The 15,226-nt window shown below is 62.7% G+C and carries 11 protein-coding genes, 1 tRNA gene and 1 pseudogene; 1 reads left to right on the top strand and 12 read right to left on the bottom strand.

The features are described 5' to 3' along the window. Positions 1-56 precede the first annotated feature (56 nt). Entirely contained in the window at positions 57-983 is a 927-nt protein-coding gene (locus tag QQK95_RS08210) for a Gfo/Idh/MocA family protein (protein ID WP_284270840.1), read from the top strand. 3 nt (positions 984-986) lie between these two features. Here the strand turns inward: QQK95_RS08210 and QQK95_RS08205 are convergent. The 12 genes and pseudogenes from QQK95_RS08205 to QQK95_RS08150 all read right to left on the bottom strand — a co-directional run bounded on the left by QQK95_RS08205 (position 987) and on the right by QQK95_RS08150 (position 15,191). Then, positions 987-1,651: pseudogene (locus QQK95_RS08205) on the bottom strand (O-methyltransferase). Positions 1,652-1,805: 154 nt separating this feature from the next. After that, positions 1,806-6,002 (bottom strand): DNA-directed RNA polymerase subunit beta', encoded by a 4,197-nt coding sequence (rpoC, locus tag QQK95_RS08200; RefSeq protein ID WP_284270838.1) that lies wholly within the window; start codon positions 6,000-6,002, stop codon positions 1,806-1,808. 130 nt (positions 6,003-6,132) lie between these two features. After that, on the bottom strand, positions 6,133-10,269 hold the full coding sequence (rpoB, locus tag QQK95_RS08195) for a DNA-directed RNA polymerase subunit beta (protein ID WP_010909266.1): 4,137 nt from the start codon (positions 10,267-10,269) through the stop codon (positions 6,133-6,135). A gap of 250 nt (positions 10,270-10,519) precedes the next feature. Continuing rightward, positions 10,520-10,897 (bottom strand): 50S ribosomal protein L7/L12, encoded by a 378-nt coding sequence (rplL, locus tag QQK95_RS08190; RefSeq protein WP_010909265.1) that lies wholly within the window; start codon positions 10,895-10,897, stop codon positions 10,520-10,522. A gap of 54 nt (positions 10,898-10,951) precedes the next feature. Then, a complete protein-coding gene (gene rplJ / locus QQK95_RS08185) occupies positions 10,952-11,470 on the bottom strand; it encodes a 50S ribosomal protein L10 (RefSeq protein WP_019857958.1) in 519 nt (172 codons plus the stop codon). A 392-nt stretch (positions 11,471-11,862) separates the two neighbouring features. Next, positions 11,863-12,561, bottom strand: coding sequence for a 50S ribosomal protein L1 (gene rplA / locus QQK95_RS08180; RefSeq protein WP_010909263.1), 699 nt, complete (start codon positions 12,559-12,561; stop codon positions 11,863-11,865). A 4-nt stretch (positions 12,562-12,565) separates the two neighbouring features. Next, positions 12,566-12,994, bottom strand: a complete 429-nt coding sequence (rplK, locus tag QQK95_RS08175; RefSeq protein WP_010909262.1) for a 50S ribosomal protein L11 — start codon at positions 12,992-12,994, stop codon at positions 12,566-12,568. A 189-nt stretch (positions 12,995-13,183) separates the two neighbouring features. Next, entirely contained in the window at positions 13,184-13,711 is a 528-nt protein-coding gene (gene nusG / locus QQK95_RS08170) for a transcription termination/antitermination protein NusG (RefSeq protein WP_010909261.1), read from the bottom strand. A 29-nt stretch (positions 13,712-13,740) separates the two neighbouring features. Further along, positions 13,741-13,944: a preprotein translocase subunit SecE gene (gene secE / locus QQK95_RS08165; RefSeq protein ID WP_010909260.1), complete on the bottom strand. Its 204-nt coding sequence runs from the start codon at positions 13,942-13,944 to the stop codon at positions 13,741-13,743. Positions 13,945-14,308: 364 nt separating this feature from the next. After that, positions 14,309-14,384 (bottom strand) — tRNA-Trp (locus tag QQK95_RS08160). Positions 14,385-14,466: 82 nt separating this feature from the next. Continuing rightward, positions 14,467-14,679, bottom strand: a complete 213-nt coding sequence (locus QQK95_RS08155; protein ID WP_284270819.1) for a putative glycolipid-binding domain-containing protein — start codon at positions 14,677-14,679, stop codon at positions 14,467-14,469. Between the two features lie 26 nt (positions 14,680-14,705). Further along, positions 14,706-15,191 carry a group II truncated hemoglobin gene (locus tag QQK95_RS08150; RefSeq protein ID WP_284270817.1) on the bottom strand — a complete coding sequence of 162 codons (486 nt, stop codon included), beginning with the start codon at positions 15,189-15,191 and terminating at the stop codon, positions 14,706-14,708. Between the last annotated feature and the right edge of the window lie 35 nt (positions 15,192-15,226).

Raw genomic sequence — 15,226 nt, 5'->3', positions numbered from 1 at the left:
CCCGAGGCAAGTGTTCTGATAGAAACGCTCACCATCATCAAACAGACGGAGCGGTCGTGTCCCAGCCCATCAAGATAGGCATCGTCGGCGTTGGCAAGATCGTCCGCGACCAGCATCTGCCGGCCTTGGCCAAAGACCAGAATTATCGCCTCGTCGCCGCCGCCAGCCGGCATGGCAAGGTCGACGGCATCCCGAACTTTCCCACCATCGAGGCAATGCTCGACGCGGTGCCGGAGCTCGAGGCCGTCTCGCTCTGCATGCCGCCGCAATTCCGCTACGATGCCGCGCGCACCGCGCTCGAGGCGAAGAAGCATGTCTTCCTGGAAAAGCCACCGGGCGCCACGGTCAGCGAGGTCGAGGACCTAAAGGTGCTGGCCGCGAAGAACGGCGTCTCTTTGTTTGCCAGCTGGCATTCGCGCTACGCGCCGGCGGTGGACGCCGCGCGCGGCTTTCTCGCGACGACCCGGCTCCGCTCGGCAGCGATCGTCTGGAAGGAAGATGTGCGCCGCTGGCATCCGAACCAAGAGTGGATCTGGGCGCCGGGCGGCTTCGGGGTCTTCGATCCCGGCATCAACGCGCTGTCGATCGCAACCCACATCCTGCCGGCGATGTTCATCACGTCGGCGGTGCTCGACTTTCCCGAAAACCGCGCCGCCCCGGTCGCGGCACAAGTCGCCTTCCGCACCTCGAACGGCCTGCCGGTGACGATGGACCTCGACTGGCTGCAGACCGGCCCGCAAAGCTGGGACATCCTGGCCGACACGGATGCCGGCAAGATGGTGCTTTCCGGTGGCGGCTCGAAGCTCGCCATCGACGGTCGCGTGGTGCATGAGGAGCCAGAAGCGGAATACCCCATGCTCTACAAGCGTTTCGCCGAGATCGTGCGCGCCGGGACCTCGGATGTCGACCTCGCGCCGTTGCAGCACGTCGCCGACGCCTTCATGCTCGGCAAGCGCAACGTGGTCGAGGCGTTTTTCGACTGACTTTCAACTGACAATCGCAATCGCGAAGCCGTCATAACCCTTGGCGCCGACGGTCTGGATGGCGGTGCCATCCAGGCGCTTGTCGCCGCCGATGAACGAGAATGCCGCCCGGGCGCCTACGACATTGGCGTCATGGCCATCACCTTCGAGCACCGCGCCGTCGCGGATGACATTGTCGCAGATGATCACTGTCCCCGGCCTAGAAAGCCGCATGGCGCAGGACAGATAGTTCGGGTTGTTCGGCTTGTCGGCGTCGATGAAGATGAGATCGAATGGCCCGGCATTTTCAGCGCTTAGCGCGGCCAGCGATTCAAGGGCCGGCCCAACCCGCAGATCCACCCGCTCCGACACTCCTGCCCGTTCGAAATTCGACCGCGCCACCTTGGCGTGATGCGGGTCGAGCTCAAGCGTCACGATCTTGCCGTCCATGGGCAAGGCCCGCGCCATCCAGATCGTCGAATAGCCGCCCAGCGTACCAATTTCGAGAACCTTCTTCGCGCCCCGGTGCGTGTGAGAAGCGAAAGCAGCTTGCCCTGCGCCGGCGAGACGTCGATCGGTGGCAGGCCTTGGTCACGGTTGGCGGCCAGAACAGCGTCGAGGGAGGGATCCGCTTCGAACAGGGTATCAACGATGTAGTCGTCGACTGCGGCCCAGGTCTTCCTGCTCATCGTTTCTTCTCCGATCGAAGCCGAAATGCGGAAAGGTAGGCCCGGCGGGGACCTCTCTTACCACCACGGATACCAATTTCGCCACGTCCAGAAAACAAAAAGGCCGCCAGGTTGCCCCGACGGCCCAGTTGCCTGAGATCTGTTGCCGCCGCGCTTACTGCGCGGCGGTTGTCATATCGGCCAGCATCGGCTCGGCGATCTCCACACCGGAGGCCTTGCGGCGCTCGTCGATGATGAGTTCGTCGCGCGAGGTGGCGATGCGCCGGATCTGGCTCATCGTGCCGCCCGTACCGGCCGGGATCAGCCGGCCGACGATGACGTTTTCCTTCAAGCCCTGCAGCATGTCGGTCTTGCCGGCAACCGCGGCTTCCGTCAGCACCCTGGTCGTCTCCTGGAAGGAGGCGGCCGAGATGAAGGACGGCGTCTGCAGCGAGGCCTTGGTGATGCCGAGCAGCACCGGCTGACCTTCGGCCGGCTTCTTGCCGTCCTCGATCAGGCGCTCGTTGACCTCTTCCAGCTCGATCACGTCGACGTGGTCGCCCGGAATGTAGGTCGAGTCGCCCTGCGTGGTGATCTCGACCTTCTGCAGCATCTGGCGAACGATCACCTCGATGTGCTTGTCGTTGATCGACACGCCCTGCAGGCGGTAGACTTCCTGGATCTCGTTGACGAGGTAGGAAGCGAGTGCCTCCACGCCCTTGATCGCCAGGATGTCGTGCGGCGCCGGATTGCCGTCGAGGATGTAGTCGCCCTTCTCGATGACGTCGCCGTCCTGGAGATGGAACGGCTTGCCCTTCGGGATCAGGTATTCGACCGGCTCGAGCGTCGAGTCATGCGGCTCGATGATGATGCGGCGCTTGTTCTTGTAGTCGCGGCCGAAGCGGATCGTGCCATCGATCTCGGCGATGATGGCGTGATCCTTCGGACGACGTGCCTCGAACAGTTCGGCGACACGCGGCAGACCGCCGGTGATGTCCTTGGTCTTGGCGCTTTCCATCGGGATACGCGCCAGCACGTCGCCGGGACGAACCTGCGCACCCGGCTCGACCGAGAGAATGGCCTCGACCGAGAGCAGGAAGCGGGCATCGCCACCCTTCGACAGCTTGCCGACCTTGCCCTTGGCGTCCTGAACGACGATCGCCGGCTTCAGGTCGTTGCCGCGCGGCGTCGAACGCCAGTCGATGACCTCACGCTTGGTGATGCCGGTCGACTCGTCGGCCGTTTCCTGGACGGAGATGCCGTCGACCAGATCCTCGAATGCCACCCTGCCCTCGATTTCGGTGAGGATCGGGCGGGTGTAGGGATCCCACTCGGCGATACGCTGTCCGCGCTTCACCTTGTCGCCATCGTCCACGAAGATGCGCGAACCATAGGTGACACGGTGCGTGGCACGCTCCTTGCCGGCTTCGTCGAGGATCAGCACCGCCATGTTGCGGCCCATGACCATCTGCTGGCCGTCGGAGTTGCGCACCACGTTGCGGTTGCGGATCTCGACCTTGCCCTCATAGGAGGCTTCAAGGAACGAACTGTCCACCACCTGCGCCGTACCGCCCATGTGGAAGGTACGCATGGTGAGCTGTGTGCCCGGCTCGCCGATCGACTGCGCCGCGATGACGCCGACGGCTTCACCCTGGTTGACCGGGGTGCCGCGCGCCAGATCGCGTCCGTAGCAGACCGCGCACACGCCGACCCTGACCTCGCAGGTCAGTGCCGAGCGGATGCGGACCGACTGGACGCCGGCCTTTTCGATCTGCTCCACGTCGCGCTCGTCCATCAGCGTTCCGGCCTTGACCAGAAGGTCGCCGGTCACCGGATGGTTGATGTCGTCGAGCGCGGTGCGGCCCAGCACGCGCTGGCCGACCGAAGCGACGACCTGGCCGGCATCGACGATCGGCTGCATGGTGAGGCCCTTGTCGGTGCCGCAATCCACGGAGTTGACGATGCAGTCCTGCGCCACGTCGACCAGACGGCGGGTGAGGTAACCCGAGTTCGCCGTCTTCAAGGCGGTGTCGGCCAGACCCTTGCGGGCGCCGTGGGTCGAGTTGAAGTACTCGAGCACGGTCAGGCCTTCCTTGAAGTTCGAGATGATCGGCGTCTCGATGATTTCACCCGACGGCTTGGCCATCAGGCCGCGCATGCCGGCGAGCTGGCGCATCTGGGTGGGCGAGCCACGCGCACCGGAGTGCGACATCATGTAGATCGAGTTCATCGGCTTCTGACGGCCATTGTCCTCGAACTCGACCGCCTTGATGCGGGCCATCATCTCGTCGGCGACCTTTTCCGAGCACTTGGCCCAGGCGTCGACGACCTTGTTGTACTTCTCGCCCTGCGTGATCAGGCCGTCATTGTACTGCTGTTCGTATTCCTTGGCCAAAGCCTCGGTGTCCGACACCAGCTTGATCTTGCTGTCCGGGATCAGCATGTCGTCCTTGCCGAACGAAATGCCGGCACGGCAGGCGTGAGCGAAACCGAGCGCCATGATGCGGTCGCAGAAAATGACCGTCTCCTTCTGACCGCAATGGCGGTAGACGGTGTCGATCATCTTGGAGATGTTCTTCTTGGTCATCTCCTGGTTGGCGGTCTCGTAGGGCACATTGACGTTCTTCGGCAGAAGCTCGCCGATGATCATGCGGCCAGGCGTGGTGTCATGGATCTTCGACACGACCTTGCCTTCGGCGTCGACCGTGCGGAAGCGGCCCTTGATCTTGGCGTGCAGGGTCACTGCCTTGGTCTCGAGCGCGTGCTGGAGTTCGCCCATGTCGGCAAACACCATGCCCTCGCCCGGCTCGTTCTGGTTGACGATCGAGAGATAGTAGAGACCCAGAACCATGTCCTGCGACGGCACGATGATCGGCGCGCCGGAAGCCGGGTGCAGGATGTTGTTGGTCGACATCATCAGCACGCGGGCTTCAAGCTGCGCTTCCAGGGACAGCGGCACGTGGACCGCCATCTGGTCGCCGTCGAAGTCGGCGTTGAAGGCCGTGCAGACCAGCGGGTGCAGCTGGATCGCCTTGCCTTCGATCAGGATCGGCTCGAACGCCTGGATGCCGAGGCGGTGCAGCGTCGGCGCGCGGTTCAGCAGAACCGGGTGCTCGCGGATGACCTCGTCGAGAATATCCCAGACTTCCGGACGCTCCTTCTCGACCAGCTTCTTGGCCTGCTTGACGGTCGAGGAGTAGCCCTTGGCGTCGAGGCGGGCGTAGATGAAGGGCTTGAACAGTTCGAGCGCCATCTTCTTCGGCAGGCCGCACTGATGCAGCTTGAGCTCCGGACCGGTGACGATGACCGAGCGGCCGGAATAGTCGACGCGCTTGCCGAGCAGGTTCTGACGGAACCGGCCCTGCTTGCCCTTCAGCATGTCGGACAGCGACTTCAGCGGACGCTTGTTGGCGCCGGTGATGACGCGGCCGCGACGGCCGTTGTCGAACAGCGCATCGACGGCTTCCTGCAGCATGCGCTTTTCATTGCGCACGATGATGCCGGGAGCGCGCAGCTCGATGAGCCGCTTCAGGCGGTTGTTGCGGTTGATGACGCGGCGATAGAGGTCGTTCAGGTCGGACGTCGCGAAACGGCCGCCGTCCAGTGGGACGAGCGGACGCAGGTCCGGCGGGATGACCGGAACCACCTTCATGATCATCCATTCCGGACGGTTGCCGGATTCCATGAAGTTCTCGACGACCTTGAGCCGCTTCAGATACTTCTTCTGCTTCAGCTCGGACGTGGTCGAAGCCAGTTCCGAACGCAGGTCGCCGGCGATCTTCTCCAGATCCATGCCGGCCAGAAGGTCATGAATGGCCTCGGCGCCGATCATGGCGGTGAAGCTGTCCTCGCCATACTCGTCGACGGCGATCATGTACTCTTCCTCGCTGAGCAGCTGGTGCTCCTTCAGCGCGGTGAGGCCAGGCTCGGTCACGATGTAGTTCTCGAAGTAGAGGACGCGCTCGATGTCCTTCAGGGTCATGTCGAGAAGCGTGCCGATGCGCGAGGGCAGCGACTTCAGGAACCAGATGTGAGCGACGGGAGCGGCGAGCTCGATATGGCCCATGCGCTCGCGGCGGACGCGCGACAGCGTGACTTCCACGCCGCACTTCTCGCAGATGACGCCCTTGTACTTCATGCGCTTGTACTTGCCGCACAGGCACTCGTAGTCCTTGATCGGGCCAAAAATGCGCGCGCAGAACAGACCGTCACGCTCCGGCTTGAAGGTGCGGTAGTTGATGGTCTCCGGCTTCTTGATCTCGCCGAACGACCAGGACAGAATCTTCTCAGGGCTGGCCAGTGAGATCCGGATGGAATCGAACACCTGCGCAGGCGCCTGCGGATTGAAGAGATTCATGACCTCTTGGTTCATGCCGTTCTCCTTTTCGGGGTCCTCGAAAGCCCCTTGCATCTAGTCGCGGGCCAAACGCCCGCCGTCTTTGTCGGCCACCGGCCGTCGAATTCCGTTGGCGCGCCGCAACTTCGTGCGGCGCGCGCTAGCCTTACTCAGCCGCGTCGGGCAGCCGAACCGGGGCGTCGTCGAGCTTGGTGTTCTCCAGCTCGACATTGAGGCCGAGAGACCGCATTTCCTTGACGAGCACGTTGAAGCTCTCCGGAATGCCGGCCTCGAACGTGTCGTCGCCGCGCACGATCGCCTCGTAGACCTTGGTGCGGCCGGCGACGTCGTCCGACTTCACCGTCAGCATTTCCTGCAGCGTGTAGGCGGCGCCATAGGCTTCCAGCGCCCAGACCTCCATTTCGCCGAAGCGCTGGCCGCCGAACTGCGCCTTGCCGCCCAGCGGCTGCTGGGTGACGAGCGAGTACGGTCCGATCGAACGAGCGTGGATCTTGTCGTCCACCAGGTGGTGAAGCTTGAGCATGTAGATATAGCCCATCGTCACCTTGCGATCGAACGGCTCGCCCGTGCGTCCGTCATAGAGCTGCGACTGACCGCTGGTGTGCAGGCCCGCCTGCTCCAGCATGATGTTGATGTCAGCCTCGTGCGCGCCGTCGAACACCGGGGTTGCGATCGAGACGCCGCGGCGCATCTGCTCGCTCAGGCGAACAATGCTCTCGTCGTCGTATTCGCGGATCGGCTCGTTGCGATCATTGGCCGGCATGAAGCTTTCCAGCGTCTTGCGCAGCGGCTTGATGTCGCCAGCGGCCTTGTACGTGTCGATCAGCTCGCCGATCTTCTTGCCCATGCCCGCGCAGGCCCAGCCCAGGTGCGTTTCCAGGATCTGGCCGACATTCATGCGGCTCGGCACACCCAACGGGTTGAGCACGATATCCGCATGCGTGCCGTCCTCGAGGAAAGGCATGTCCTCGACCGGAACGATGCGCGACACGACACCCTTGTTGCCGTGACGGCCGGCCATCTTGTCGCCCGGCTGCATCTTGCGCTTCACGGCCACGAAGACCTTGACCATCTTCATGACGCCCGGAGGCATTTCGTCGCCGCGCTGGACCTTCTCGACCTTGTCCATGAAGCGCTGTTCGAGCGCCTTCTTGGAGTCGTCGTACTGGCCACGCAGGGCTTCCAGCTCGCTCTGGAGCTTTTCGTTCTCCACGGCGAACTGCCACCACTGCGAACGCGGATACTCGTCGAGCGTATCCTTCGACAGCGTCGAGCCCTTCTTGAAGCCCTTCGGTCCAGCGATCGCTTCCTTGCCGACGAGCACGTCGGAAAGACGCGCGTAGACGTTGCGGTCGAGGATCGCCTGCTCGTCGTCACGGTCCTTGGCGAGGCGTTCGATCTCCTCGCGCTCGATCGCCATGGCGCGCTCGTCCTTCTCCACACCGTGGCGATTGAACACGCGCACCTCGACGACGGTGCCGAAAGTGCCTGGAGGCATGCGCATCGAAGTGTCGCGCACGTCGGAAGCCTTTTCGCCGAAGATGGCTCGCAGAAGCTTCTCTTCCGGCGTCATCGGGCTTTCGCCCTTTGGCGTGATCTTGCCGACCAGGATGTCGCCCGGCTGCACTTCGGCACCGATATAGACGATGCCGGCTTCGTCGAGGTTCTTCAGCGCTTCTTCCGAAACGTTCGGAATGTCGCGCGTGATTTCCTCCGGACCAAGCTTTGTATCGCGCGCCATGACCTCGAACTCCTCGATGTGGATCGAGGTGAAGACGTCGTCGGCGACGATGCGCTCGGACAAGAGGATCGAGTCCTCGTAGTTGTAGCCGTTCCACGGCATGAACGCGACCAGCACGTTGCGGCCGAGCGCCAGATCACCGAGCTCGGTCGAGGGACCGTCGGCGATGATGTCGCCCTTGTTGACCCGGTCACCCATACGCACCAGCGGACGCTGGTTGATGCAGGTGTTCTGGTTCGAACGCTGGAACTTCATCAGCCGGTAGATGTCGACGCCGGACTTGCCCGGATCGAGATCTTCCGTCGCGCGGATGACGATACGCGTCGCGTCCACCTGGTCGACGATGCCGCCGCGGCGGGCGCCGATGGCGGCGCCCGAGTCACGGGCAACGATCGGCTCCATGCCGGTGCCGACGAACGGCGCCTCGGCGCGCACCAGCGGCACGGCCTGACGCTGCATGTTCGAGCCCATCAGAGCGCGGTTGGCGTCGTCGTTTTCCAGGAACGGGATCAGGGCCGCGGCCACCGACACCATCTGCTTGGGCGACACATCCATCAGGTCGACGTTTTCGCGCGGCGCCATCATCACTTCGCCGGCGCTGCGGCAAATGACGAACTCGTCGACGAAGCCGCCATTCTTGTCGAGCTCGGCGTTGGCCTGCGCGACGTGGTGCTTGGCTTCTTCCATCGCCGAGAGATAGACGACGTCATTGGTCAGCTTGCCGTCGACGATCTTGCGGTACGGGCTCTCGATGAAGCCATACTTGTTGACGCGCGCGAAGGTGGCCAGCGAGTTGATCAGACCGATATTCGGGCCTTCCGGCGTCTCGATCGGGCAGATGCGGCCGTAATGCGTCGGGTGCACGTCGCGCACCTCGAAGCCGGCGCGCTCGCGCGTCAGACCGCCCGGTCCAAGCGCCGACAGGCGGCGCTTGTGGGTGATCTCCGACAGCGGGTTGGTCTGGTCCATGAACTGCGACAGCTGCGAGGAACCGAAGAACTCGCGCACGGCGGCTGCCGCCGGCTTGGCGTTGATCAGGTCCTGCGGCATGACCGTGTCGATCTCGATCGAGGACATACGCTCCTTGATCGCGCGCTCCATGCGCAACAGGCCGACGCGGTACTGGTTCTCCATCAGCTCGCCGACAGAGCGCACGCGGCGGTTGCCGAGATTGTCGATGTCGTCGATCTCGCCCTTGCCGTCGCGCAGTTCGACCAGCGTCTTGACCACGGCCAGGATGTCTTCCTTGCGCAGCACGCGCACGGTGTCCTCGGCCTTGAGTTCGAGGCGCATGTTCATCTTGACGCGGCCGACGGCCGACAGATCATAGCGCTCGCTGTCGAAGAACAGCGAGTTGAACATGGCTTCGGCGGTCTCGAGCGTCGGCGGCTCGCCGGGGCGCATGACACGATAGATGTCGAACAGCGCGTCCTGGCGGCTCTCGTTCTTGTCGACGTTGAGCGTGTTTCTGATATAGGCGCCGACATTGACGTGGTCGATGTCGAGAACCTTGATCTCCTGCTCGCCGGTGCCAAGCAGCACCTTGAGCGTCTTTTCGTCGATCTCGTCACCGGCTTCGAGGAAGATCTCGCCGGTGGCGTAGTTGACGATGTCCTCGGCCAGGTAGTTGCCGAGCAGATCCTCGTCAGTCGCCTTGATCGCCTTCAGGCCCTTTTCGCCGAGCTGGCGCGCCTGGCGGGCGGTGATCTTCTTGCCGGCCTCGACAACGATCTCGCCCGTATCGGCGTCGACCAGGTCGCCGACGGCCTTGAGGCCGCGGAAACGCTCGACGTTGAACGGAATGCGCCAGTGGTCGCCGGCGCGGACATAGGTGATCTTGTTGTAGAAGGTCGACAGGATCTCTTCGCCATCCATGCCGAGCGCCATCAACAGCGACGTCACCGGAATCTTGCGGCGGCGGTCGATGCGGGCGTGCACGACGTCCTTGGAATCGAACTCGATGTCGAGCCACGAGCCGCGATAGGGGATGACGCGCGCGGCAAACAGAAGCTTGCCCGACGAGTGCGACTTGCCCTTGTCGTGGTCGAAGAAGACGCCCGGCGAACGGTGCATCTGCGAGACGATGACGCGCTCGGTGCCGTTGACGATGAAGGTGCCGTTCAAGGTCATGAGCGGCATGTCGCCCATGTAGACGTCCTGCTCCTTGATGTCCTTGATCGACTTGGCGCCGGTATCCTCGTCGATATCGAACACGATGAGGCGCAGCGTCACCTTCAGCGGCGCGGCATAGGTCAGGTCGCGCTGACGGCATTCGTCAACGTCGAATTTCGGTCCTTCGAACTCGTACTTCACGAACTCCAGCATCGAGGAGCCGGAAAAATCGGAGATCGGGAAGACCGACTTGAAAACAGCCTGCAGTCCCTCGTCCGGACGGCCGCCCTTGGGCTCGTCCACCATCAGGAACTGGTCATAGGATGCCTTCTGAACCTCGATCAGGTTCGGCATCTCCGCAACTTCCGGAATCTTTCCGAAGAACTTGCGTACGCGTCTGCGGCCATTGAAAGTCTGGGTCTGGGCCATCGTCGCTCCTTAGCTCTAAACTCGGGACGGACCTCGCCGCGGTCCGCCTTGCATACCGAGCCGCCTGGGCGGCGGCTCTCTGTCTGTTCTCCGTTCGCCTTTCGGCGGCCGGCTAAAACGGGAGAAAACCGGTTTCCTGAAGGCCGGTTGCGGCCCTCAGGAAAGAGGTTCTCGTACATCTCGCGCTACGCGTCCTCCCTCCAGGCGAAGGGAGTGGCGGACGGCGCGAGGCCGCCCGCCGCTTTTACGCTTACTTCAGGTCGACCTTGGCGCCGGCTGCTTCCAGCTGGGCCTTGAACTTGTCGGCGTCGGCCTTGGAAACGCCTTCCTTGACCGGCTTCGGAGCCGCTTCAACCAGGTCCTTGGCTTCCTTGAGGCCAAGACCGGTGATGGCGCGGACTTCCTTGATGACGTTGATCTTCTGAGCGCCAGCGTCGGTGAGGACGACGTCGAATTCCGTCTTTTCCTCGGCCGGAGCAGCAGCAGCGGCAGCGCCGCCAGCAGCGGCAACCGCCACCGGAGCAGCAGCCGAAACGCCCCACTTTTCTTCCAGAAGCTTCGACAGCTCGGCCGCCTCGAGGACGGTCAGCTTCGAAAGGTCGTCTACGATCTTTGCGAGATCAGCCATTGTTGTATTCCTTCGTTAGGTTCGAACGTGTGTTTTTGATAGCGAGGAACGGCCTCATGCCGCCTCGTCCTTCCGGGCGTAAGCGCCGATGACGCGCGCGACCGAAGCCGCTGGCGCATTGACGATCTGGGCGATCCGGGTTGCCGGCGTGGCGATCATGCCAACCAGCCTGGCGCGCAGCTCATCGAGCGACGGAAGTGTGGCGAGTGCCTTCACACCGTCGGCATTGAGCGAGGTGGTGCCCATTGCGCCGCCGAGAATGACGAGCTTGTCATTTCCCTTGGCGAAATCGGACGCGACCTTCGGCGCCGCAATCGGATCCTCCGAATAAGCAATCAGCGTCTGTCCCTTGAACAGGTCGATGATCGATGCGGAGTCCGTGCCCTGAAGAGCGATTTTGGCGAGACGGTTCTTCGCGACTTTAACGGTGCCACCGGCGGCGCGCATTTTCGACCGAAGGTCGTTCATTTGCGCGACGGTGATACCGGCATAGTGGGCCACGACCACTGAACCTGCGTTTCCGAACGCTTCGTTCAGGCCCGTGACGAGTTCGCGTTTTTCCGCTCTGTCCACTGCCTATCTCCAGTTGACCCCAATCCCGTCAATGAGAACATCTCATTTCGAGGACAGGCGTCGGGTTGCCTTTTTGCCGGCCGGGCCATCCAGTAACGGATCTCCCGAACGACGCTCGAGGATCCTGCCCCCTTTCGCCACACCGCCGGCAAGCCAACGATGCGCAGACAAAAGGCAAACACGGTTCGAACCTTTCATTGGAGCATTCGCTCCGTTGTCGGGTCTTCACCCGTCTCATGCAGGCCCACATGAATTAAGGCTTTTGGGCCGCCTGCAATCTCGGACAGGATGTCCGGAAGCCTTTCGACTTCCGGTACCGGGTCCAGGATAAATCCGAGACCCGGAATTCAATCACGGACCGGCCTTCCCGCGGCCGATCCAAATGGTCTTGATCAGGACGCTGCGAGCGTCGAGACGTCGAGCTTGAGGCCCGGGCCCATCGTCGAGGTGACCGACACCTTCTTGACGTAGTTGCCCTTGGCGCCAGCCGGCTTTGCCTTGGTCACCGCATCGGCGAAAGCGCGGATGTTCTCTTCCAGCGCCTTGACGTCGAACGAGACCTTGCCGACGCCGGCATGAACGATGCCGGCCTTCTCGACGCGGAACTCGACCGCGCCGCCCTTGGATGCCTTGACGGCGGCGGCGACGTCGGTGGTGACGGTGCCGACCTTCGGGTTCGGCATCATGCCGCGCGGGCCGAGCACCTTACCGAGACGGCCGACCAGCGGCATCATGTCCGGCGTGGCGATGCAGCGATCGAAATCGATCGTGCCCTTCTGGACGATGTCGACCAGGTCCTCCGCACCGACGATGTCGGCGCCAGCGGCCTTGGCTTCCTCGGCCTTGTCGCCACGGGCGAACACGGCGACGCGAACCGAGCGGCCGGTGCCGTTCGGCAGGTTGACCACGCCGCGGACCATCTGGTCGGCATGACGCGGATCGACGCCGAGGTTCATGGCGACTTCGACGGTCTCGTCGAACTTGACCGAGGAACGGTCCTTGAGCAGCTTCAGCGCTTCACCCAGGGCGTAAGCCTTGTTGGGATCGATGCCTTCGCGGGTCTTCGATACACGCTTTGCAATCTTTGCCATGATCTCAGCCCACCACTTCCAGACCCATCGAGCGGGCGGAGCCCTCGACCATGCGCATGGCCGCCTCGACGTCGTTTGCGTTCAGATCCTTCATCTTGGCGGTCGCGATTTCACGCACCTTGTCGCGCGAAACGGTGCCAGCCTTGACCTTGCCCGGCTCCTTCGAGCCCGACTTCAGGTTCGCGGCCTTCTTCAGGAAGTAGCTCACCGGCGGCGTCTTCATGACGAAGGTGAACGACTTGTCCTGGTAGTAGGTGATGACGACCGGAACCGGCGATCCCTTTTCCATTTCCTGGGTCTGCGCGTTGAACGCCTTGCAGAACTCCATGATGTTGATGCCGCGCTGACCAAGCGCCGGGCCGATCGGGGGCGACGGCGTAGCCGAACCCGCGGAGACCTGAAGCTTGAGCTGGCCTGCAATTTTCTTAGCCATCTCTTTTCCTGCCTTTGTCTATGCCGGCCCCATCGTCAGGGGAAACACCGGCGGTTGCAGTCTGGTGGTGCGGTTCGCGTGGCCGGCTAAAGCCACATTCGCCTCCCACCGTTCTCAGGCCATGCGTTTCCGCACCGCCTCCCCTGATCGCCAGACCGGCGGCGCCGGCCCAACATCAGGGATTTCGGATCAGCCCTTTTCGACCTGTCCGAATTCCAGATCGACAGGCACGGCGCGCCCGAAGATCGAAACTTCCACCTTGAGCCGCGCCCTCTCCTCGTCCACTTCCTGGACGAAGCCGTTGAAGGACGCGAAAGGACCGTCCGAGACGCGGATCGCCTCGCCGATCTCGAAAGTGACCGAGGGCTTCGGGCGCTCGACGCCTTCCTGCACCTGGTTCAGGATGCGCTGCGCTTCCGCCTCGGTGATCGGCACCGGCTTGGAGTCACCGAGAAAGCCGGTGACCTTCGGCGTGTTCTTCACCAGCGAGAACACGGCGTCGGTCAAATTGGCCTTCAGGAGCACGTAGCCCGGGAAGAACTTGCGCTCGGCATCGACCTTGCGGCCGCGACGAACCTCGACCACCTTCTCGGTCGGCACCACGATCTGCTCGATATCGGCGGACAGGCCCTTCTGCTTGGCCTTGTTCTCGATGTCCTCGGCGACCTTCTTTTCAAAGTTCGAATAAGCGTGGACGATGTACCAGCGCGCAGCCATTTTTTTAGACTTCTCCGTAGTCGCCGGACTTAGCGTCCAATGCCCAGAATCTGTTCGATCGCGAGGCCCATCAACTGATCGGCGCTAAAGAAAAAGATCATCGCAATCACAGCGAAGGCCAGAACCATCACCGTCGAGATCATCGTTTCGCGCCGCGACGGCCAAGTCACCTTGGCGGTCTCCGAGCGAACCTGCTGGAGAAAGACGAAAGGATTTGTGGTTTTCGAAGCCATATGCCGCTCTGTCTTCAAGACCCGTTGGCCGGGTCCCCTGGATGATCCCGCTGGCCGGGACGTGCCGCCTGAGCCCAGTCTCGCGCCGAATCAGCGCAATCATTTCGCCCATGCAAATCAGACGCGTAAAGCCGGCTTCCCAGCTCCACGCGTCGCGTGTCTGTTCTGTCTACATAAAACCGATTCTTGATCCACGCAAGTGGCAAGTGTCCGCTTTATGACCAAACGCCGCCTCGGAACCATCCAGTCGTTCCGTCCCGGCTATGGCGCCCTTATGCCCCAATCGGGCTAATATGGCAAGCGTGTCGCCGATTTTCAAAGGGCGGCCCGCGGAATTATCGTTTCTGATGGCCATTTTGGAAAATGGCACGGGCAGCAGGGCTCGAACCTACGACCTGCGGTTTTGGAGACCGCCGCTCTACCAACTGAGCTATGCCCGTATCGTGCGCGCCTCGGCGCAGCAGGGGCTTCCTAAAAGCTTCCGCGCTGTCTGTAAAGAGTGGTTTGCACGCAAACGCGCCTTCATCCCCTTTGCCAGGAATCGGGATAGGTAATGACCAGCCCATCGCGGTCGATCTCGAGTTCGCGGCTGAAGCCGCTGGCGCGCGATTCATAGAGATATCGCCTGCCCTCATCGAGACATGTGTAGCGCTGCGGGTTGCTGACGACGGTGAGCGCCGGGAATTCGATAAAGGCGGTGGTGATCTCGGCGCTCTGCCCAGCGGACAGCCGCAAGCGCAGGATCGGCCTGTTCGCAACCGCTACGATTTCCCGGCCGGCGGCGTGTACGGCCCGCCAGGCACGCCCCAGCCCCAGGCCGGCATCGGTTCGGTTTCGGGATCGCAGGTCTCGCCGAGATTGGAGTTCATCTTGGCCAAACGCGATCCCCATTCGACATAGCCCATGAAGGCCGAGCGGAATTCGGGATCGTCCGGCAAGCCGGCCTCGTCGGCGGCGTCGGCGAGCAGGTTGATCCAGCGGCGCCGCTGCTCTTCCGTCAAATGCTTGCCCAGGTGATGCATGACCATCTCGCGGTGGCCGCCGAATTTCTCGCTATAGGTCTTCGGCCCGCCGAACACTTCACCGATGAAGGCCGCGACATGGGCGGGATGGTCCGGCGACATCGCCTTGAATACCGGCCCGACAACCGGATCCTTTGCCACCTTGTCATAGAAGGTCTGCGTCAGCCGGTTCAGTGCATCGTTGCCGCCGGCCCATTCGTAGAGTGTCGGAACATCCCGGCTCATTATCGATCCTCCGCCAGCCCCGGCGCCACCGGCCG

The organism is Mesorhizobium huakuii (genome assembly GCF_030160235.1).
Classification (GTDB): domain Bacteria; phylum Pseudomonadota; class Alphaproteobacteria; order Rhizobiales; family Rhizobiaceae; genus Mesorhizobium; species Mesorhizobium huakuii.
This window is presented reverse-complemented; position numbering and strand designations above follow the sequence as displayed.

Coding starts and splice junctions, on each gene's coding strand:
- nusG (WP_010909261.1), bottom strand. CDS start 13,711: ATGGCTGCGCGCTGGTACATCGTCCACGCTTATTCGAACTTTGAAAAG.
- QQK95_RS08150 (WP_284270817.1), bottom strand. CDS start 15,191: ATGAGCCGGGATGTTCCGACACTCTACGAATGGGCCGGCGGCAACGAT.
- secE (WP_010909260.1), bottom strand. CDS start 13,944: ATGGCTTCGAAAACCACAAATCCTTTCGTCTTTCTCCAGCAGGTTCGC.
- rplL (WP_010909265.1), bottom strand. CDS start 10,897: ATGGCTGATCTCGCAAAGATCGTAGACGACCTTTCGAAGCTGACCGTC.
- rplA (WP_010909263.1), bottom strand. CDS start 12,561: ATGGCAAAGATTGCAAAGCGTGTATCGAAGACCCGCGAAGGCATCGAT.
- rplK (WP_010909262.1), bottom strand. CDS start 12,994: ATGGCTAAGAAAATTGCAGGCCAGCTCAAGCTTCAGGTCTCCGCGGGT.
- rpoB (WP_010909266.1), bottom strand. CDS start 10,269: ATGGCCCAGACCCAGACTTTCAATGGCCGCAGACGCGTACGCAAGTTC.
- rpoC (WP_284270838.1), bottom strand. CDS start 6,002: ATGAACCAAGAGGTCATGAATCTCTTCAATCCGCAGGCGCCTGCGCAG.